This is a genomic window from Streptomyces sp. JLYT201 (genome assembly GCF_059448825.1).
This window is the reverse complement of record NZ_CM182551.1, coordinates 8,253,193-8,273,237: the sequence shown is the minus strand read 5'-3', so window position 1 is coordinate 8,273,237 and position 20,045 is coordinate 8,253,193. Positions and strand designations below refer to the sequence as shown.

The window sequence follows — 20,045 nt, the reverse complement described above, 5'->3', positions numbered from 1 at the left end:
CTCGGGGAGGTGTTCAGTCGCCCGCGAGCCGCGCGGTGATGTCCCGGCCGAGGCCGGCCGCGACGGCTTTGTGCACCTCTTTGCCCAGGTCGGAGTTTGTCATCACGACGCATCCGGTGCCGGACCGCAGCCGCAGGGAGGTCAGCGCCCGGTAGCCGGGCGTCTGTCCGCCGTGGCCGAACTCCACGTCTCCCAGGGAGCCGTCGATGACCGTACCGAGGCCGTAGAAGCTCCCCGGGAAGGCTTCCGTGAGCATCGCGGCGGCGAGCGGTCCCGGCAGCAGGTCGCCGAGGCCGTTGCGGGTCCTGCGCAGCGCGCCGGCGAACTGGGCGAGGTCGGCGGGCGTGCTCCACAGCCCGCTGCCGGCCCGCGCGGGGCGGCAGCGGTGGCCGCCGTGCAGCGCCTCTCCGTGCCGGTCGTGTCCCGCGGCGAGGTCGGCGGAAGCGCCCGCGGTGAAGGCGCTGTCCCGCATGCCGAGCTCCTGGAACACCAGCTCGTCGACGAGCTTGCCGAGCTCCTGGCCCGTCACGTCGGTCAACACCTGTTCAACAAAAGCCCATTGGCTGCCCGCCTTGCGGAACACCGATCCCGGTTCGGCCTCGGCCTCGACGTCGTCGAGGACGTCGGACAGCGTGGGCATGGTCTCGTCGGGGTGCCACCACGTTGCCGAGGCCGAGGAGAGGCCCGCGGTGTTCGACAGGCAGTGCCGCAGGGTGACCCGGCCGCCGCCGGGCAGCCGCGGCACGGTCCGCCCGGTCAGGTACGCGTCCAGCGGTTCGTCCAGGCCGAGCGGCCCGTCGGCGACGAGGCGCAGCGCGGCGAACGCGATGACGTGCTTGCTGATCGACCCGGCCTGGAAGCGGGTGCGCAGCGTGACGGGCGCGCCGGTGTCCATGGACCGTACGCCGTGCACGTGCAGGGCAGCGACCTCCCCGTCCCGCAGGACGGCGACGGCCGCGCCGGGGATGCCGTGCGCCGCCATCACGGCTTCCACGTCGGGCGCGGGCGTGCCGCCGGTCACCGGCGCACCGGCCCGGGACCGGCCGCCGGGGCCGTCGTCCGCCGCGCTGCCTGTGCCGTCTGCCGCCGCGCGGGCGTCGTGGGCTTCCTGGGGGTGGCCGTCATCGTCTTCTGCTCCGTAGGTAGCGGGGGTTCCGTCGATCGCCGCCCCGAGGTCGGCGATGGTCACGCTGTCCAGGAGCATCCGCAGGGTCACGGTGAGGCCCGCGCGCCGCCCGGCGGCGAGGACGTGCACGATGCGCATGGAGTCGACCCCGAGGTCGGCGAGCCGGTCGTGCGCGCCGACGCCGGGGACGCCGAGCACCTCGGCGCACACGTCGGCGAGCAGCCGCTCGGTCGGGGTCCGGGGCGCCTGGTAGGCGCGGTCGGCGACGAGCGCCGTGCGCTGGGGCGCGGGCAGGGCGGCGCGGTCGACCTTGCCCGCGGCGTTCAGGGGCAGCCGGTCGAGCAGCACGAAGCCCGTGGGCACCATGTACCCGGGAAGCCGCGCGGCGAGGTGGCGACGCAGTTCGTCCTGCCCGGCCTCGGCGGCTTCGGGGCCGCCGGGCCCGGTGGTCCCGGCGCGGCCGCCGGACGGCACGACGTACGCGACCAGCCAGGGTTCGCCCTGGCCGTCCTCGCGGGCGACGACGACGGTCGAGCCGACGCCGGGGTGGGTGACCAGCTGTTCCTCGATCTCGCCGAGTTCGACGCGGTAGCCGCGGATCTTCACCTGGTGGTCGGCGCGGCCCAGGTACTCCAGTTCGCCGTCGGGGCGGAAGCGGACCCAGTCGCCGGTGCGGTACATCCGCGACCCCGGCGGCCCGCCGAGCTCCTCCGGCAGGAAGCGTCCCGCGGTCAGACCGGGGCGGCCCACGTAGCCGCGGGCCACGCCCGCGCCCGCCAGGTACAGCTCGCCGATGACACCGACCGGGACGGGCTGGAGCGCGGCGTCGAGCACGTACGCGCGGGTGTTGTGGATCGGCCGTCCGACGGGCATGTCCGGCGGGCCCGCGGGCACTTCCCAGCCGGTGGACCAGACGGTCGTCTCGGTCGGCCCGTACAGGTTGACCAGGCGGTCGACGTGGCCGCGCAGTTCGCGGCCCAGGGACGGCGGGCACGCCTCGCCGGTGGTCACCGCGGTGAGGGGGCGGTCCGCGAATCCGGCCGCGAGCAGCAGTTTCCAGCCCGCGGGGGTGGCTTGGACGTGGGTGACGCCGTGGGTGTCGATCAGGTCGAGCTGGGCGAGCGCGTCGCCCAGGCCGCTGTCGTCCACCAGCACCACGGAGCCGCCGGTGATCAGCGGCAGGTACAGCTCGGCGTAGGAGATGTCGAAGGACACCGACGTCGCCGCGAGCCACACGTGGTCCGGTGCCGCGTCGAACCGCGCCCGCATCGAGAAGAGCAGGTTGAGCAGCGAGCCGTGGGCGATCTGCACGCCCTTGGGCCGCCCGGTCGAGCCGGAGGTGAACAGCGTGTAGGCGAGGCCGTCGGGCGGCGGGGGACCCGCGGGGGCGGTGGGGGCGGGGCCGGGCGCGGTGCCGGGCCGCTCGCTGATCCGCCGCTGGTCGCGGTCCAGGTCGAGGAGTTCGCCGTCGTACGCGTCGCCGAGCAGCCCGGCCAGGGTGCGCTGGGTGACGACGAGCCGGGCGCCCGCCGTGTCCAGCATGTAGGCCAGGCGCTCGGTGGGCAGGGCGGCGTCGAGGGCCAGCTGGGAGCCGCCCGCCTTCCAGATGCCGAGCAGCACCGGGAGCAGCCAGGGGCCGCGCTCCAGGAGCACGCCCACCACGGACTCCGGGCCGACGCCCGCGGCGCGCAGCTCGTGCGCGACGCGGTTGGCGCGGGTGTCCAGTTCACGGTAGGTCAGGACGGTCGTTCCCGCCCGTACGGCGACCGCGTCCGGGGAGGCCGCGGCCGTCGCCTCGAACACGTCGTGCACGCGCCTGCTCATTCCCACTCCATGTCGGTGTCGTTCCAGTCCTGGAGAAGCCGCGCGCGTTCGGTGTCCGTGAGGACCGCCGCGCGGGCGTCGCCGTCCGCGTCGGCCGCCATGGCCTCGAGGACGGTCCGGTACATCCCGGCGAGGCGTTCCGCGTTGGCGCGGTTGAGGCCGGTGCTCACGGCGCGCAGCACGAGCCTGCCGGGGACGTTGGCGATCGACATCGTGAACTCGTTGGAGCTGTCGCCCGCGCCCGCCCGGACGTCCACGGAGCCGGTGTCGACCTGGTGGAAGTCCTGGTAGCGGAACATGATGTCGAACAGCCGCCCGCCGCCCGCGAGGCGCTGCACGGCCGGCAGGGGGTACCGCCGGTGGCGGTACACCTCGGCCTCGCGGTCGAACACCTGCCGCACGAGGTCGCGCCAGGTGTCGGCGGTGCGGTCGTGGGCGAACGGCAGCGTGTTGAGGAACATGCCGTACACCCGCTCGGCGCCCGGGACTTCGGGGCGCGCGCTGTACAGGACGCCGGTGTGGAAGGCGTCTTCGTTCGTGACCGAGCCGAGCACCTTCAGGTGCGCGGCCAGCAGGACGGCCTTGAAGGACGTGCCGGTCTCCGTGGCGAGCGCGCGCAGCGCGGGCTCGATGTCACGGAACTCCACGGACAGTTTGAAGTCCTCCCGCTCGGCGGTCACGCCGTCGCCCCACTCGGGCGGCAGCGCGCACGGCGCGTGGCCGTCGACGACGAGCCGCCAGTAGTCCCGGTCCTGCGTGGAGTCGAGCGCCGCGAGTTCGGCGGCGACGAAGTCCGCGTACCGCACGGGCATCGGCTCCTCCGGCTCCGGTTCCGTGCCCTCGGCGTACGCGCGGTAGGCGTTCAGCACCTCCATCAGGAGCGACTGCTGGCTCCAGCCCTCCGTGATGGCGTGGCAGTGCGTGAAGCCGAGGTGCCACGCCTCGTCGGACTCGACGAGCGCGGAGATCCGCAGGAGCGGCGGGCTCGAGACGTCGAACAGCTCGGCGCGTTCCCGCGCGATGTGCGCGCGCCTCCCTTCTTCGAACTCCTCGGGCGTCGTCCCCCGCAGGTCGTGCACGGCGACGATGGTGTCGGCCTCCTGGTGCACGAGTTGCAGGGGCATCTCGTACGTTTCCAGCGCGAAGGAGGTCCGCAGCATCTCGTGCCGGGCAAGGACCGTCCGTGCGGCCTGGGTGAGGGCGTCGGCGTCGAACGGCCTGCCGTCCTTGATCCGGAACGTGGACGTGTTGTGGTACTTGTTCAGGCCGTCGTCGGAGAGCATCTCCAGGAGCATGCCGAGCTGGACCTGGGAGAGCGGGTAGGCGTCGGCGACGCCTGCGGGCAGGGCCTCGCGCACGCTCTGCGGTACGAGCGCGAACGGCTTGATGCCTTCCGGTTCGGGGGCGCCGCCGCCGGTGCCGAGCGCGGCGGCGAGACCCGCCACCGTCCGGTGCCGGAACACGTCGCCCACGCCCGCCTCGAAGCCCTGTGCCCGCAACGCACCCACCAGGGCGATCGCCTTGATCGAGTGCCCACCGAGGTCGAAGAAGCTCTCCTCCACGCCGACCTTCTCCAGGCCCAGGACCTGCCCCCACACCTCGGCGATCCGCGCCTCGGCGTCGGAGCGCGGGGCGACATAGGTGTCGGCCACCGCCGCTGTCGCCTCGGGCAGGGCCCGCCGGTCGACCTTCCCGTTGGCCGTGAGCGGGATCGCGTCCAGCTCCACGAACACCGACGGCACCATGTACTCCGGCAGGACCTCGGCAAGGGACTCGGCGAGCCCGTCGCTGTCCCCGACGACGTACGCGATCAGCTGCTGCTCGTCGGAGACGACGGCGGCGGCGTCGGACACCGACGCCTGCGCCACCAGCGCGGCGCGGATCTCGCCCAGCTCGATGCGGTAGCCCCGGATCTTCACCTGGTCGTCGATACGCCCCAGGAAGTCCACGGCTCCATCAGCCCGCCAGCGAACCAGATCGCCGGTCCGGTACAAACGCTCACCCGGCCCCCCGTACGGATCCGGCACGAACCGCTCAGCGGTCAACCCAGGCCGCCCGGCGTAACCACGCGCGACACCCATGCCACCGACGAACAACTCCCCCACGACTCCGATGGGTACGGGCTGCTGCTGTGCGTCCAGCACCCTCATGACCATGTTGGGGAGCGGCCGTCCGATGGGCACGACTCCCGTGAACTCCTCCTCCAGCGGGAACACACACGTCCCCACCGTCGCCTCGGTCGGCCCGTACTCATTGATGACCTGCCCGTCACCGAGCAACTGCCGCCACCGCTCCACCAACTGCCCCGGAAGCGCCTCACCGGCCACCACCACACGGGAAACGAGCGACTGGATCTCAGCATCACCCAACTGACCATCCAGCACTTCCAGATGACCAGGCGTCAGCTTGATGAACGCGAACGGACCCGCCGCCACCAGCGCATCACCCAGCTCCGTCAGCTCACCGCCATACAGCCACACCCGCTGACCGGCCACCAACGGCGCCCACACATTCGGCACCACCAAGTCGAAGGCCACCGACGAGAACACCGGCGCACCACCCGAACCAGCAGCCGCCAGCTCCCGCTCCGCCCACTCCACATGATTCGCCAAGCCCCGGTGCGTGACCTCCACACCCTTGGGCCGACCCGTCGAACCCGACGTGAACACCGTGTACGCCACAGCATCCAGATCAACCACAACTTCGGGTGCCCGCACCGGATACGCCGACAGATCCTCAGCCGTCAGCACCGTCGGTATGCCCGTGGTGAACCTGTCGGCGTACTCGGCCGAGGTGACAGCGGCCGACACCTTGCCATCCACCACCATCGCCGCGATCCGCTCCGAAGGAAGCACCGGATCCATCGGCACATAACCCGCACCCGCACGCCACACACCCAACAACGCCACCATCAGCTCAACCGAACGATCCAGCAGCACCGCCACCGAGGAGCCCACACCGATCCCGTCAGCACGCAGACGATGAGCCAGACGATTCGCCGCCACATCCAACTCCGCATACGAGAGCCGCTGTTCACCACACTCGACGGCCACAGAATCCGGGGCCCGGACCACCTGCCGCGCCACCAACTCCGGCACCGACACACCCGACACCGCCACCACCGACTCCGCACCACCCCACACGCGCAGCACGCGCTCGCGCTCGCCGTGCGGGAGGAGGGTCGTCTCGGCGTCGCCGTCGGCGTCCGCAGCGATCGCTTCGAGGGCCGCGCGGTACATCGCGGCGAGGCGCGTGAGGTTCGCCCGGGTGACGGCGCTCGGGTCGACCGTGAGGAGCAGGCCGCCGGCGCGGGCCGCCACGGCGAGGCCGAACTCGGTGGCTCCCTCGCCCATGCCGGAGTCGGCGTCGACGATGTCGCTGTCCGTCTGGGCGTCGCTCAGGTCGAGGTAGCTGAAGCGGACGTGCAGCAGGCGGGAGCCGTCGCCCAGTTCGCGCTGCATCACCGGCATCGGGAAGCGCCGGTGCGGCCAGAGGGCACCCTCCTGCTCGAAGACCTGGCCGATGAGCTCGCGCCAGGTGCGGGCGCCGCGGCGGTGGGCGAACGGCACGGTGTTGAGGTACATGCCGTAGACCCGTTCGGCGCCCACCGCTTCGGGGCGGCCGCTGCACACCAGGCCGGTGCTGAAGGCGTCCTCCGGCGTGAGCTGGCTCATCACCTTCAGGTGCGCGGCGTGCAGCACGGCCTTGAGCGAGGTGCCGGTCTCGCTGGCGCGGGCGCGCAGCGTCGGCGCGAGGTCGTCGAGCGGGACGCGCAGCGTGTGCGCGTCGCGTCCGGCGGCCTCCGGGTCGCCCAGGGCGGACGGCAGCTCGAACGTGCCGTGGCCGTCGATGACGTCACGCCAGTAGGCGCGGTCGTCCTCGGAGGCGAGGGAGGCGATCTCGGCGGCCACGAAGTCGGCGTACCGCACGTCGGGGGTCTCCCGCGGGGGCAGTTCCCCGTCGGCGCGCAGCGTCAGATAGCCCTCGACGATCTCGCTGAGCAGGGAGCGGTGGCTCCAGCCCTCGGTGATCGGGTGGCACACGCTGACCGACAGCCACCAGGCCTCGTCGGACTCGACGAGCGCGGAGATCCGCAGGAGCGGCGCGTGGTCGAGGGCGAACGGCAGGGCGCGCTCGCTGACGATGTGCTCGCGGCGGAAGGTCTCCTGCTCGCCCGCGCTGCGGTCGCGCAGATCGTGGACGGTGACCGGCAGAGCGGCGTCCGCGTGGATCAGTTGCAGCGGTGCCGAGTAGCCCTCCAGGTCGAAGGAGGCGCGCAGCATCTCGTGGCGTTCGACGACGGCGCGGCCCGCCGAGACGAGCGCGGCGCGGTCGAAGGGCCGGCCGTCCTTGATCCGGAAGGTGGTGGTGTTGTGGTACCTGTTGCGGCCGTCGTCGGCGAGCATCTCCACCAGCATGCCGAGCTGGACCTGGGCCAGCGGGAACGCGTCGACGAGTCCGTCGGGCAGCCGTTCCCGATCGCTCGGGTCGAGCAGCGCGAACGGCGCGGTGCCTTCCGGTTCGGGGGCGCCGCCGCCGGTGCCGAGCGCGGCGGCGAGACCCGCCACCGTCCGGTGCCGGAACACGTCGCCCACGCCCGCCTCGAAGCCCTGCGCCCGCAACGCACCCACCAGGGCGATCGCCTTGATCGAGTGCCCACCGAGGTCGAAGAAGCTCTCCTCCACACCGACCTCCTCCAGGCCCAGGACCTGCCCCCACACCTCGGCGATCCGCGCCTCGGCCTCCGTGCGCGGGGCGACATGGGCGTCCGTGTCGGTCGCGCCGGGGTCGGGCAGGGCCCTGCGGTCGGCCTTGCCGTTGGCCGTGAGCGGGATCGCGTCCAGCTCCACGAACCCCGACGGCACCATGTACTCCGGCAGGACCTCGGCGAGGGACTCGGCCAGGCCCTCGCTGTCCCCGACCACATAGCCGATGAGCCGCTGGTCGTCGGAGACGACGACGGCGGCGTCTGACACCGACGCCTGCGCCACCAGCGCGGCACGGATCTCACCCAGCTCGATGCGGTAGCCCCGGATCTTCACCTGGTCATCGATACGCCCCAGGAAGTCCACGGCTCCATCAGCCCGCCAGCGAACCAGGTCGCCGGTCCGGTACAGACGCTCACCCGGCCCCCCGTACGGATCCGGCACGAACCGCTCAGCGGTCAACCCAGGCCGCCCGGCGTAACCGCGCGCGACACCCATACCACCGACGAACAGCTCTCCGGTCACACCGACGGGGACCGGTCGCATCCCGCCGTCGAGCACCCTCATGATCATGTTGGGGAGCGGCCGTCCGATGGGCACGACCCCGGTGAACTCCTCCTCCAGCGGGAACACACATGTCCCCACCGTCGCCTCGGTCGGCCCGTACTCGTTGATGACCTGCCCGTCACCGAGCAACTGCCGCCAGCGCTCCACCAACTGCCCCGGAAGCGCCTCACCGGCCACCACCACACGGGAAACGAGCGACTGGATCTCAGCATCACCCAACTGACCATCCAGCACTTCCAGATGACCAGGCGTCAGCTTGATGAACGCGAACGGACCCGCCGCCACCAGCGCATCACCCAGCTCCGTCAGCTCACCGCCATACAGCCACACCCGCTGACCGGCCACCAACGGCGCCCACACATTCGGCACCACCAAATCGAAGGCCACCGACGAGAACACCGGCGCACCACCCGAACCAGCAGCCGCCAGCTCCCGCTCCGCCCACTCCACATGATTCGCCAGACCTCGGTGCGTGACCTCCACACCCTTGGGCCGACCCGTCGAACCCGACGTGAACACCGTGTACGCCACAGCATCCAAATCGACCACCACCTCAGGCGCCCGCACCGGATACGCCGACAGATCCTCAGCCGTCAGCACCACCGGCACATCGACGAAACGGTCCGCGTACTCGACCGACGTCACGGCGGCCGACACCTTGCCGTCCGCCACCATCGCCGCGATCCGCTCCGAAGGAAGCACCGGATCCATCGGTACGTAACCCGCACCCGCACGCCACACACCCAACAACGCCACCATCAGCTCGACGGATCGATCCAGCAGCACCGCCACCGAGGAGCCCACACCCACACCATCAGCACGCAGACGATGAGCCAGACGATTCGCCGCCACATCCAACTCCACATACGAGAGCCGCTGTTCACCACACTCGACGGCGACAGCATCCGGGGCCCGGACCACCTGCCGGGCCACCAACTCCGGAACCGACACCCCGGACACCGCCACCACCGACTCCGCACCACCCCACGCGCGCAGCACGCGCTCGCGCTCGCCGCCGGGCAGGTAGTCGTGGAGGGCGTCGCCGTCCGCGTCGGCGGCCATCGCTTCCAGGACCGCGCGGTACATGGCCGCGAGGCGGTCGACGCCGGCGCGGGACATCACGTGGTTCTGGGCGGTGATGACCATGAATCCGGCGCGGGTGGACACGCCGAGCGGGAACTCGGTGGGGCTGTCGTCGATGGTGGCCGGGTAGTCGATGACGTCCTGGTCGACCTGGCGGAAGTTCTGGTAGCTGAAGCGCACGTCGACCAGGCGCCCGGTGGCCCCGCTGTCGCGCTGCATGGCGCCGAGCGGGTAGCGGCGGTGCGGCCACAGCTCGATCTCCTGGTCGAAGACCTGCTGAACGAGGTCGCGCCAGGTGCGGGCGCCGCGCCGGAAGGGGAACGGGAGGGGGTTGAGGTAGACGCCGTGGACGCGGTCGGCGCCGACGGCCTCGGGGCGGGCGTTGGTCACCAGGCCCGTGCGCAGGGTCACTTCGGGCGTGAGCTGGCTCATCACCTTCAGGTGTGCCGCGTGCAGGACGCTCTTGATCGGCACCTTCGCCGTGGCGGCCAGGGCGCGCAGGCCCTGCTCCACGTCGTGGTAGGGCACCCAGGCCCGGTGCAGTCCGCGCGGGGTGGTGGCGGGGTCGTCGCCCCAGCCCGCGGGCGGGTCGAACTTGGCGTGGCCGTCGATGATCCGCCGCCAGTAGGCGCGGTCCTCGTCACTGGCGAGGGCCGTCAGCTCGGCCGCGACGAAGTCGGCGTAGCGCACGGCGGCCGGTTCCGGCTCGGCGGGCGGGACGCCGTCGCGCAGCGCGCGGTAGGTGGCGACGAGCTCCATCAGGAGCGAGTGGTGGCTCCAGCCCTCCAGGACCGCGTGGCACTCGGTGAGGGTGAGCCACCAGCTGCCGTCGTCGCGGGTGTGGCCGGTGAAGCGGACCAGCGGCGCCGCGGTGAGGTCGAAGAGCTCGGACCGCTCGGCGGCCATGAACTGCCGCAAGTCGCGGTCGAGTTCCTCGGTGTCGAGCGCCCGTACGTCGCGGACGGCGACCGGGGAGTGGACCTCGCCGGGGGCGTGGACGAGCTGGAGGGGGACGGAGTAGCCCTCCAGGGCGAAGGAGGTGCGCAGGATCTCGTGGCGGCCGAGGACGGTCCGCACGGCCCGGTCGAGGGCGCCCGGGTCGAGGGGCCGGTCGTCGAGGATCCGGAAGCAGGTCGAGTTGTGGTAGTGGTTGCGGCCGTCGTCGGCGAGCATCTCGACGACCATGCCGAGCTGGACCTGCGCCAGCGGGTAGGCGTCCACGACGCCGGACGGCAGCTTCGCCCGGTCCTCGGCGGACAGGAGCGCGAAGGGCTCGACGCCGGGCTCGGGCGCGGCGGGCGCGGGGCGGCCGGTGAGGAACTCGACGAGTTCGGCGGGGGTGCGGTGCGCGAAGACGTCGCGGACCGTCACGTCGTACGCGGCCTCGCGCAGGGCCCCGACGAGGGCCACGGCGCGCAGGGAGTCGCCGCCGAGGTCGAAGAAGTTGTCCTCCACGCCGACCTGGTCGACGCCGAGCACGTCGCGCCAGACGCCCGTCATCTCCTCCTCGGCCGCGGTGCGGGGTGCGACGTGCGCGCGCTCGACGGCGAGGGCCCCGCGGTCGGGCGCGGGCAGTGCCGCCTGGTCGAGCTTGCCGTTGACGGTCAGCGGGATCTTCGCGATGACGAGGAACGCGCTGGGCACCATGTACGCGGGCAGCGCCCGGGCCAGGAGGGCGCGCAGCTCGCTGGGCGCGGCGACGGCGTCGCTGGTGGGCACGGTGTAGGCGACCAGGCGCCGGTCGCCCGGCGTGTCCTCGCGGACCACGACGACGGCGTCCCGCACCCGCGGATGCCCGGCGAGGAGGGCCTTGATCTCGCCGAGTTCGATGCGGTGGCCGCGGATCTTGACCTGGTGGTCGATGCGGCCGAGGTAGTCGAGGGTGCCGTCGGGGCGGTAGCGGGCCAGGTCGCCGCTGCGGTAGAGGCGGGAGCCGGGCGGCCCGTACGGGTCGGGCACGAAGCGCTCGGCGGTCAGGCGCGGGCGGCCGAGGTACATGCGGGCGACGCCGGGGCCACCGACATGGATCTCGCCGGGCACGCCGACGGGCACCAGCTCGCCGTGCGCGTCGCGGAGCTGCACCCTGAGGTCGGGCAGCGGCACGCCCACGGGGTTGCCCGCGTCGGAGGCGATGTCGGCCTCGGTGACGCGGTGGTAGGTGGTGTGCACGGTGGTCTCGGTGATGCCGTACATGTTGATGAGCTGGGTGCGGTCCAGGTCGCGCCGGGCCGTCCAGGGGGCGAGGCCGGGCACGTCGAGGCGCTCGCCGCCGAACGTGACGACGCGCAGGGCGAGTTCGTCGATCAGCGGATGCCCGTCACCGGCCAGGGAGACCAGACTGCGGAACGCGGACGGCGTCTGGTTCAGGACGGTGACGCGCTGCTCGGCGAGCAGGGCGAGGAAGTCCTCCGGGGAGCGCGCGGTCTCCGCGTCCACGACGACGAGCCGCCCGCCGTACAGCAGGGCGCCCCACATCTCCCACACCGACATGTCGAAGGCGTACGAGTGGAAGAGCGTCCACGTGTCGCGGTCGTCGAAGCCGTAGTACCGCTCGGTGCTCGTGAACAGGCGCAGGACGTTGGCGTGCGTCAGGCCCACGCCCTTGGGGCGGCCGGTGGAGCCGGAGGTGTAGATGGTGTAGATCAGGTCGTCGGGGGTGACGCCGGAGTCCGGGTTCGTGTCGGGCGCGGCCGCGAGGGCGGCGGTGTCCTCGTCGTTCTCGTCGCCGTCGAGGACGACGAGCCGCCCCGTGTGCGCGCCGCGCAGATGCTCGGCGCGCGCCTGCGAGGTCAGGACGATCTCGGCGCCCGCGTCCTTGAGGGTGTACGCGATGCGGTCGGCGGGGTGCTCCGGGTCGAGCGGCAGATAGCCGGCGCCCGACTTGAGCACGCCGAGGAGGGCGGGCAGCAGGTCGATGCCGCGGTCGAGGCTGATGCCCACCAGGCCGTCCACTCCGGCGCCCAGGCGGCGCAGGTGGTGGGCGATGCGGTTGGCGCGGGCGTTGAGCTGCCCGTACGTCAGGTGCTGCGCGCCGCACACCACGGCGACGGCGTCCGGGGCCGCCGCGGCCCGCTCCTCGAAGACCTCGTGGGCGCAGGCGGCGGGCGCCGGGAGCGTCTCGGCGGGCGGCACGAGCACGGCCAGGTCGGCGGCGTCGAGCAGCTCCAGGCGGGACAGCCGCAGGCCGGGGGCTTCGGCGGCGGCTTCGAGGAGGCGCACGTAGTGGCGGGCGAGGCGTTCGGCGGTGGCCCTGTCGTACAGGGCGGTGCTGAACTCCAGGGTGCCGCGCACGCCGCCGTCGGGGCGCTCGCCGAGCTGGAGGGTCAGGTCGAAGCGGGAGACGCGGCTGGTGGCGCGCAGCGGCTCGGCCGTGACGCCGGGCAGCCGGAAGGAGCTGGTGCGCTCCTGGTGCAGGGTGAAGGCGACCTGGCACAGCGGGGTGCGGGACAGGTCGCGCTCCGGCTGGAGGTCGTCGACGAGCCGCGCGAAGGGCACGTCCTGGTGGTCGAAGGCGTCCAGGGTGGTGGCGCGGGCCTGCTCGACGAGGTCGGTGAAGGCCGGGTCGCCGCTCCACCGGCCGCGCAGCACCAGGGTGTTGATGCCGTAGCCGATGAGCTGCTCCAGCTCGGGTCTGCCGCGCCCGGACACGACGGTGCCGACGGGGACGTCGGTGCGGCCGGTGTAGCGGGACAGCAGCGCCTGGTAGCCCGCGAGCAGGGTGTGGAAGAGCGTGGCGCCGCGGCCGGTGCCGAGGTCGCGCAGGCGGGCGGTCAGCTCCGGCGAGAGCTCGACGGGCACCGCGTCGCCGTCCCAGGAGCGGGTCGCGGGGCGCGGCCGGTCGGTGGGCACCTCCAGGGCCGTGAGGCCCTCCAGCTGGGTGCGCCAGTACGCGAGGTGCCGGTCGAGCGCGCCGTCGGCGAGCCGGGCGCGCTGCCAGGCGGCGTAGTCGGCGTACTGCACCGGCAGCGGTGCGAGCGGCGACGGCTGCCCGGCGGCGAACGCCTCGTACAGGGCGGAGAGTTCGCCGAGGAACTGGCCGACGGACCACTCGTCGCACGCCACGTGGTGGAAGACGACCACGAGGATGTGGTCCTCGGCGGCGACGCGGATGAGGCGGGCCCGCACCGGGCCGCCGCGCTCCAGGTCGAAGGGCCTGCCGGGCTCGGCCTCGGCGAGCGCGAGGGCGCGCCGCTCGCGCTCGGCGGGGTCGCCGAACGCGCTGACGTCGTCGGTGGGCAGGTCGAACAGGCCCGGCTCGTCGATGACCTGGACGGGCTCGGTGCCGTCCAGGCGGTAGCGGGTGCGCAGGATCTCGTGCCGGGCCACGACCGCCGTCAGGCCGCGGCACAGCACGTCCGGGTCCAGCGGCCCGCCCAGGCGCAGCGCCACCGGGACGCTGTACTCCCAGCTGTCCGGGTCGAGGCGGCTGAGGAACCACATCTGCTGCTGACCGTGGGAGAGGGCGAGGGGGCCCTCGCGGTCGGCACGGGCCACCGCGGTGCGCCGTCCGCCGCGGGCTCCGGCGAGCCTGGCGCGCACCAGCTCCTCGCGCTTGTCCTGGGCCGCACCGGCCCCTTGGCCCGTCCGATTTCCGCCAGTGCTCATGCTGAGCGCTCCTCCCGACCTTTCACGTGATGCGTCCGTGCGTTGCCGCGAACCTGCTGGGTGTGGCGCCCCGGCCGGGGCGCGGATGTCAGGTGCCCGCCTGCTCCATGCGGCGGCGCAGGCTCGCCGGGCGCATGTCGGTCCAGACGGTGTCGATCCGGTCCAGGCACTCCTGGCGGGTGCCCTCGGTGCCCTCGGCGTGCCAGCCGGCGGGCGGCTCGCGGTCGGCGGCCCAGATCGAGTACTGCTCCTCGTCGTTGCGGACGACGCGGTAGAGGCGGTCGTCGTTGAGGTCGTCGGCCATGTCGGCGTCCCTTCGAAAGCCGGGGCGTGCCCGGGGGAAAGCCGGGGCAAGCCCCGGGGATCGTTACGTCCTCAGCTTCCGGCGGGCACCTATATGCGGCCTCTACGCAGGCAACACCGCAGGCGCGCCCGCTCGGGCGCGCGCGGACAGCACGCGGCCCGGTCCCGCCGGGGCGATGGGGACCGGGCCGCGTGATCTTCGGGGCGGGCGCGAGCCGCCTATTCGCGGGCGCCCACCAGCTGGACGATGCGCGAGCGCAGGGCGGCACCGACGGGCAGCACGGTGCCGACGACGGCGAGGACCGCCGAGACGGCGGTGACCGTGCCGACGACGGCCCACGGCACCACGATCGGCGCCGCGCCGAACAGCTCGTGGAGCGCGCCCCACAGGCCGATGAGGTTGACCGCGGAGGCGATGACCGCGAGGGCCACGCCGATCGCGGTGACGAGCAGCGACTCGGCGACGAAGAACCGCACGACCTGTTTCGGCGTGGCCCCGGCGAGGCGGAGCACGGCGAGGTCGCGGCGCCGGTCGGCGGTGGCCATGAGCAGGGTGTTGAGGATGGCGATGAAGCAGAACAGGACGACGATCAGCGCGGTGGAGCGCTGCCGCACCTCGATGAGGTGGCGGGCGTACGCGCTCTCGGTGGCGACGAGTTCGTCGCGCGTCATGAACTTCGCGCCGCTGCCCCGCACGGCCTTCTCGATGGCCGCGGTGGCGGCGGCCCGGTCGGTGCCCGGCTTCAGGGAGATGTAGGCGCGCCGCGCCAGACCGTCGCGCGAGTACGCGGCGGACGCGGCGAACCGCTCGGGCAGATAGGCGACGTCCGAGCCGCGCAGCGCCTTGTAGACGGCGGCGACCTTCAGCGTGGCCTGTTCGCCGTCGCCCAGGAAGATCTTCACGCGGGTGCCCACGTCCCAGCCCCACAGGTCGGCGACGGCCATGCTGGTGTCGTCCAGCCTGTCCAGGGACCCTTCGGTGACGTCGAGGTCCATGGTGTGCTTCAGCGCGGCCGTGTCGACGACCAGGCCGTCGTTCACGTCGAAGCGGTCCTCGTCGCGGGTGTACACGGTCGTCAGGAGCGGCGCGGTGATCTGTACGCCGTCGATCCGCTTGACCTTGTCGATGACCTCGGGGCTGATGCCCGGCGTGTCGTCGGGCGCGAGCGCGTACTCGGAGGTGACCGAGTTGCGCAGGCCGTGGTCGCGGGCGGCGCCGAGCGAGTCGGTGGCCGCGAGCAGCGACAGGGCGAGGCCGACGGTGAGCAGGATCGGGGCGGCGGTGGCGGCCGTGCGGCGGCGGGCGGTGAGCGCGCTCTCGCGCACGAGCATGGCCGTGGGCCCGGCGGAGTTGCGGAAGGGCCACATGAAGAACCGGGTGAGCGGTCCGACCGCGAGCGGGGCGAGGACGGCCGCCGCCAGGACGGGCACGAGCAGCTCGGTGACGTAGGTGTTGGGCGACAGGACGCTCTGCGGCTTGCCGAAGGCGATCCACCCGGCGAGGCCCACTCCCGCGGCGACGCCGGCCGCGCCGAGCAGCCGGCGCGCGGGCGTCATGCCGGTGTCGTCCACGGCGGCTTCGCGCAGCGCCTCGACGGGGCGGACCGTGCCCGCCCTGCGGGCGGCGGCGACGGCTCCGCACCAGGCGACCGTGACACCTACGAGGAACGCTCCGGCGAGCGGGGTGACGATCGTCCAGTGCAGGGACGGCTTCACCTCGAACCAGTCCGGGGCGATGTCCATGGCGATCAGCACGTCGGCGAGGAGCTGCGCGCCGTACAGGCCGAGCGCCACGCCCGCCGCGGACGCCAGCGTGCCGACGAGCAGGGCCTCGCCGCGCACCATGCGCCGCACCTGCTTGGGGGTGGCGCCGACGGCCCGCAGCAGGGCGACTTCGCGGCGGCGCTGGACGACGGCGAAGGCGAACGTGGAGGCGACGACGAACACCGCGGTGGTGCCCGCGACGCTGGCCATGACCGGCACCAGGGTGACGGTGTTGTCGAGCGTCTCGCGGTCGCGGTCCTCACTGGCGTCGGCCTTGTGCCGGTCCTGCCCGGTGAGCACCTCGGCGTCGTCGCCGACGGCCGCGCGGACCGCGGCGAGCGGGCCGAGCGGGACGAGGGCCTCGATCCGCGGGGAGATCCGGGCCGCCTCGGCGTCGCTGAAGAAGACGGCGTCCTCCCAGTCGACGGGCGAGACGGTGCCGGAGACCGTGTAGCGGGAGACGCCCGCGGCGGTCATCACGGTGACCTGTTCGCCGGTGCGGGCCTGGTCGGAGGGGACGACGACCTGGTCCTTGCCGGTGGGCGGGCGCCCGTCGGTGAGGCGGTAGCCGCCGAAGCGCGCGACCGGCCAGGGGTGGCCCACCTGGTCCTTGGGGCCGCCGTCGAGCTGGGCGTAGAAGGCGCGGTCGACGACGACCCCGCCGGTGCCGGCGACCTTCTGCCGCAGCGCGGGCTTGATGCCCTCGGACTCGGGCAGGGAGCGGACGCCGAGGTCGTGCTGGGCGGCGTTCCAGTCCCCGTCGTCGGGCTTGACGACGGCCGTGGCCTTGGCGAACCGTTCGACGGGGCGGTCGGGCAGGTCGAGCACGGTCATCAACAGGGCGCCCATGGCGGCCACTTGGGCGACGCCGAGGACGAGCGCCACGAGGGTGCCGAGGAACGACACCCAGCGCGACCGCAGGGTCTGGTAGGCGATGAAGAGCACTTACGACACCGCCAGGCTGGTCATCCGGGCCGCGACCGCCTCCGCCGTGGGCCGCTCCAGGCCGCCGGCGAGGTTGCCGTCGGCGAGGAAGACGACGCGGTCGGCGTACGCGGCGACGTTCGGGTCGTGCGTGACCATCACGATCGTGGTGGGCCGGTCGGCGAGCTCGGTGGCCGCGTAGCCGTCGCCGGTGGGCGGGCCCGCGAGCTTGCGCAGGGTGTCGAGGAGCTCCCGTCCCGTGTGCAGGTCGAGGGCGCCCGTGGGCTCGTCGGCGAACAGCACGGCGGGGCGGCTGACCAGGGCGCGGGCGATGGCGACGCGCTGCTGCTGGCCGCCGGAGAGCTGGCTGGGGCGGCTGCCCGCCTTGTCGCCGAGGCCCACGAGGGCGAGCGAGCGGGCTATCGCCTCGCGCTTGGGCTTGCGCCCGGCGAGGCGCAGTGGAAGGGACACGTTCTGTGCGGCCGTGAGCGAGGGCAGCAGGTTGAAGGACTGGAAGATGAAGCCCGTCCGCTCCCGGCGCAGCTCGGTCAGCTGGGTCTCGTTCAGGGTGCTCAGATCGGTGCCGTCGACGCTCACCCGGCCCGAGGTGGGCCGGTCGAGGCCCGCGGCGCACTGCAGCAGTGTGGACTTGCCGGAGCCGGAGGGGCCCATGATCGCCGTGAAGCTGCCCCGGGGAAAGGCCATCGTGACCTCGCGCAGCGCGGTCACGGGGTTGGCTCCCGAGCTGTATGTCTTGGTCAGCGACTCCAGCCGCACTGCCTCATCCATCGATTCTCCGTAAGGTCAGGGTCGTACGTGGGGAGACGACCACTGGCTCGCTCTCCCTCTCGGGGGGCGGCGCCATGTTGTTCTCGTCCTCCAGTGCCGCACCTCGGCGCGTGAACACGAGGGTCGCGACGGCGGCGAGGACCGCCATCACCACGGATGCGCCGATCAGGACCTGACGGGTGCCGTACGCGTCCAGGAGGAAGCCGGTGCCGAGCGCGCCCAGTGAACTCGCGCCGGACACGAGCAGCATGACGACGCTGCCGACCCGCCCCTGCATGTTGTTCGGGGTGATGCGCACCTGGTGGGACATGCCTGCGACGGTAACAGCGGCTCCTATATGCGATGTTATGAAAAAGAGAGACCCAAGTGCCGCCGGATGGTGGAAAACCACCGTTCCGGGCAGGACGAGTGCCCAGGCCACATGGGACACGATCATGGTGTGCCGCATCGGCAGGCGCTTGCTGAGCGCGCCGCCGGTGATGGCGCCGAGGAGGCCTCCGACGCTGCCCGCGGCCATGATCAGGCCGACGGTGCCCGCGGGTCGGCCGGAGTCCCGCACCACCACCGCCACGCTGAGGATCAGGGCCTGGAAGATCAGGTTGCTGCCCGCCATGATGAGCAGCGCGGTGCGGAAATAGGCGCGTTTCCACACCCAGTCGAGCCCGGCGCGGATCTCCGCGGTCATGGGCCGTTTCTTCCCGCCCTTGCCCCCCTTCCCCTTGCCCCCCTTGGCCTTCGTGTCGTCCTTGGCCCGCAGCCGCACCAGGGTGATCAGGGACAGCAGGTACATCCCGACGCTGGACATGAACGGCATCCACGCGGAGATGCCGAACAGCATGCCGCTCGCCGGGTGTCCGACGAAGTTGACCGCGCGGGAGCGCGCCTCGTTCGTGGCCATGGCCGCCGACAGCTGCCGGGCGGGCACCACGCCGCGCACGGTGGCCCGCTCGGCCAGCTGGTAGAAGACGGTCAGCGCGCCCTGCACGAAGGCGACGGCGGCGATGTGCCACACGTAGAGGCGGTCGCCCGCCAGGGCGACGGCGACGGTCGCGACCGCCACCATCCGTCCCACCACGCACACGAGCATCACGCCGCGCCGGTTCCAGCGGTCCACGAGGACCCCGGCGGGCAGCTGGACGAGCAGCGCGGGCAGGAGCGCGGCGAAGCCGACGAGGCCCGCCGCGCTCTTGGACCCGGTGTGCCACAGGATCAGCAGCGTGAAGGCCATGCCGGAGCAGCGCTCCGCCATCACCGACAGGGCCGAGCCGGTCCACAGGAGCCGGAAGTCGCGGTAGGAGTTCAGGCCCGGGAGGGCGTGCCGGCGACGCGGTTTCGTGCCGCCGTCGGCTGCCTTCCTCATCGCGCCCCGGCCCGGCACCACTCCAGGACGGCCATCGCGCTGTGCAGCTTGTGGGTCGCCTGGGTGAAGGCGATGCTGGCGGGCCCGTCCAGGACGTCGGCCGTGACCTCCTCACCACGGTGCGCGGGCAGGTCGTGCAGGAAGACCGCGCCGGGGCTCGTCCGCCACAGCTCGCGGGTGACCTGGAAGGGGGCGAAGACCTCGCGCCAGTCGGCGGTCGGCTTCGTCGTCCCCGTGGTCTGCCAGCGCGTGGTGTAGATCGCGTCCACGCCCTCGGGCAGGTCCGCCATGTCGTGCCGCTCCCGCACGGTCGCGCCGTGCATGTCGGCCTGCGCGACCGCGGTGGCGATGACGTCCGCGGGCAGGCCGTAGCCGGGCGGCGTGCGCAGGTCGAGGGTGGTGTCGGGGAACCGGCTCAGGGCGAGCGCGAGGGCGGCCGCGCTGTTGTTGCCCTCGCCGACGTACAGCACGCGCAGGCCGTCGACGTGGCCGAAGTGGCGGTGCAGCGTGGTCAGGTCGGTCAGCGCCTGCGTGGGGTGCTCCTCGGCGCTCATCGCGTTCACGACGGACATCGGCCCGGCCGCGGCCCAGGTCCGCAGCTCCTCGGTGGCGTCCGACGTGCGGGCCACGAGCAGGTCGAGCATGCCCGCGAGGACGCGCCCGGTGTCCTCGCTGGTCTCCCCCGTGTTGAGCTGGAGGTCGCCCGGCCCGAAGGTCACCGTCCTGGCGCCGAGACGCAGGGCGCCGGTGGTGAAGGCGGTGCGGGTGCGCGTGGAGGTGCGCCGGAAGTAGATCCCGACGATCGCCCCGGCGAGGGTCTCCTCGCGGACGCCCGCCGCGAACTCGGCGCCGCGGGCGACCAGGGCGCGCAGGTCGTCGTCACTGAGGTCGCACACGGAGATCAGATGGCGGGTGGCGCCGTCCGGTGTTCCCGTGGCCTCCGCCCGGGCCCCGTTGAGGCGTTGTCGAGCGTGCTGCTGCATGGTGGTTCTCC

At 72.8% G+C, this 20,045-nt stretch carries 7 protein-coding genes; all 7 read right to left on the bottom strand.

Annotated features, from left to right (window positions below; genetic code table 11):
• Nucleotides 1-13 precede the first annotated feature (13 nt).
• The 7 genes from AC5WAM_RS35295 to AC5WAM_RS35265 all read right to left on the bottom strand — a co-directional run bounded on the left by AC5WAM_RS35295 (nt 14) and on the right by AC5WAM_RS35265 (nt 20,034).
• Nucleotides 14-2,950, bottom strand: a complete 2,937-nt coding sequence (locus AC5WAM_RS35295) for a non-ribosomal peptide synthetase (RefSeq protein ID WP_495519985.1) — start codon at nt 2,948-2,950, stop codon at nt 14-16.
• Nucleotides 2,947-13,911, bottom strand: coding sequence for an amino acid adenylation domain-containing protein (locus AC5WAM_RS35290; protein WP_495519984.1), 10,965 nt, complete (start codon nt 13,909-13,911; stop codon nt 2,947-2,949). The genes AC5WAM_RS35295 and AC5WAM_RS35290 overlap by 4 nt, the downstream gene beginning before the upstream one ends.
• Before the next feature lie 88 nt (nt 13,912-13,999).
• Nucleotides 14,000-14,215 carry an MbtH family protein gene (locus AC5WAM_RS35285; protein WP_138958374.1) on the bottom strand — a complete coding sequence of 72 codons (216 nt, stop codon included), beginning with the start codon at nt 14,213-14,215 and terminating at the stop codon, nt 14,000-14,002.
• A 218-nt stretch (nt 14,216-14,433) separates the two neighbouring features.
• Entirely contained in the window at nt 14,434-16,923 is a 2,490-nt protein-coding gene (locus AC5WAM_RS35280; RefSeq protein ID WP_495519983.1) for an ABC transporter permease, read from the bottom strand.
• Entirely contained in the window at nt 16,924-17,691 is a 768-nt protein-coding gene (locus AC5WAM_RS35275) for an ABC transporter ATP-binding protein (RefSeq protein ID WP_138958375.1), read from the bottom strand. It abuts the gene before it with no gap.
• Nucleotides 17,684-19,051 (bottom strand): MFS transporter, encoded by a 1,368-nt coding sequence (locus tag AC5WAM_RS35270; RefSeq protein ID WP_138958376.1) that lies wholly within the window; start codon nt 19,049-19,051, stop codon nt 17,684-17,686. The genes AC5WAM_RS35275 and AC5WAM_RS35270 overlap by 8 nt, the downstream gene beginning before the upstream one ends.
• On the bottom strand, nt 19,048-20,034 hold the full coding sequence (locus AC5WAM_RS35265) for an ornithine carbamoyltransferase (RefSeq protein WP_366796265.1): 987 nt from the start codon (nt 20,032-20,034) through the stop codon (nt 19,048-19,050). Before AC5WAM_RS35265 ends, AC5WAM_RS35270 begins: the two co-directional genes overlap by 4 nt.
• Nucleotides 20,035-20,045 lie beyond the last annotated feature (11 nt).

Bases quoted from the DNA above. Each gene is read 5' to 3' on its own strand.
- AC5WAM_RS35295 (WP_495519985.1), bottom strand. From the start codon at position 2,950: ATGAGCAGGCGCGTGCACGACGTGTTCGAGGCGACGGCCGCGGCCTCC.
- AC5WAM_RS35290 (WP_495519984.1), bottom strand. From the start codon at position 13,911: ATGAGCACTGGCGGAAATCGGACGGGCCAAGGGGCCGGTGCGGCCCAG.
- AC5WAM_RS35285 (WP_138958374.1), bottom strand. From the start codon at position 14,215: ATGGCCGACGACCTCAACGACGACCGCCTCTACCGCGTCGTCCGCAAC.
- AC5WAM_RS35275 (WP_138958375.1), bottom strand. From the start codon at position 17,691: ATGGATGAGGCAGTGCGGCTGGAGTCGCTGACCAAGACATACAGCTCG.
- AC5WAM_RS35270 (WP_138958376.1), bottom strand. From the start codon at position 19,051: ATGAGGAAGGCAGCCGACGGCGGCACGAAACCGCGTCGCCGGCACGCC.
- AC5WAM_RS35265 (WP_366796265.1), bottom strand. From the start codon at position 20,034: ATGCAGCAGCACGCTCGACAACGCCTCAACGGGGCCCGGGCGGAGGCC.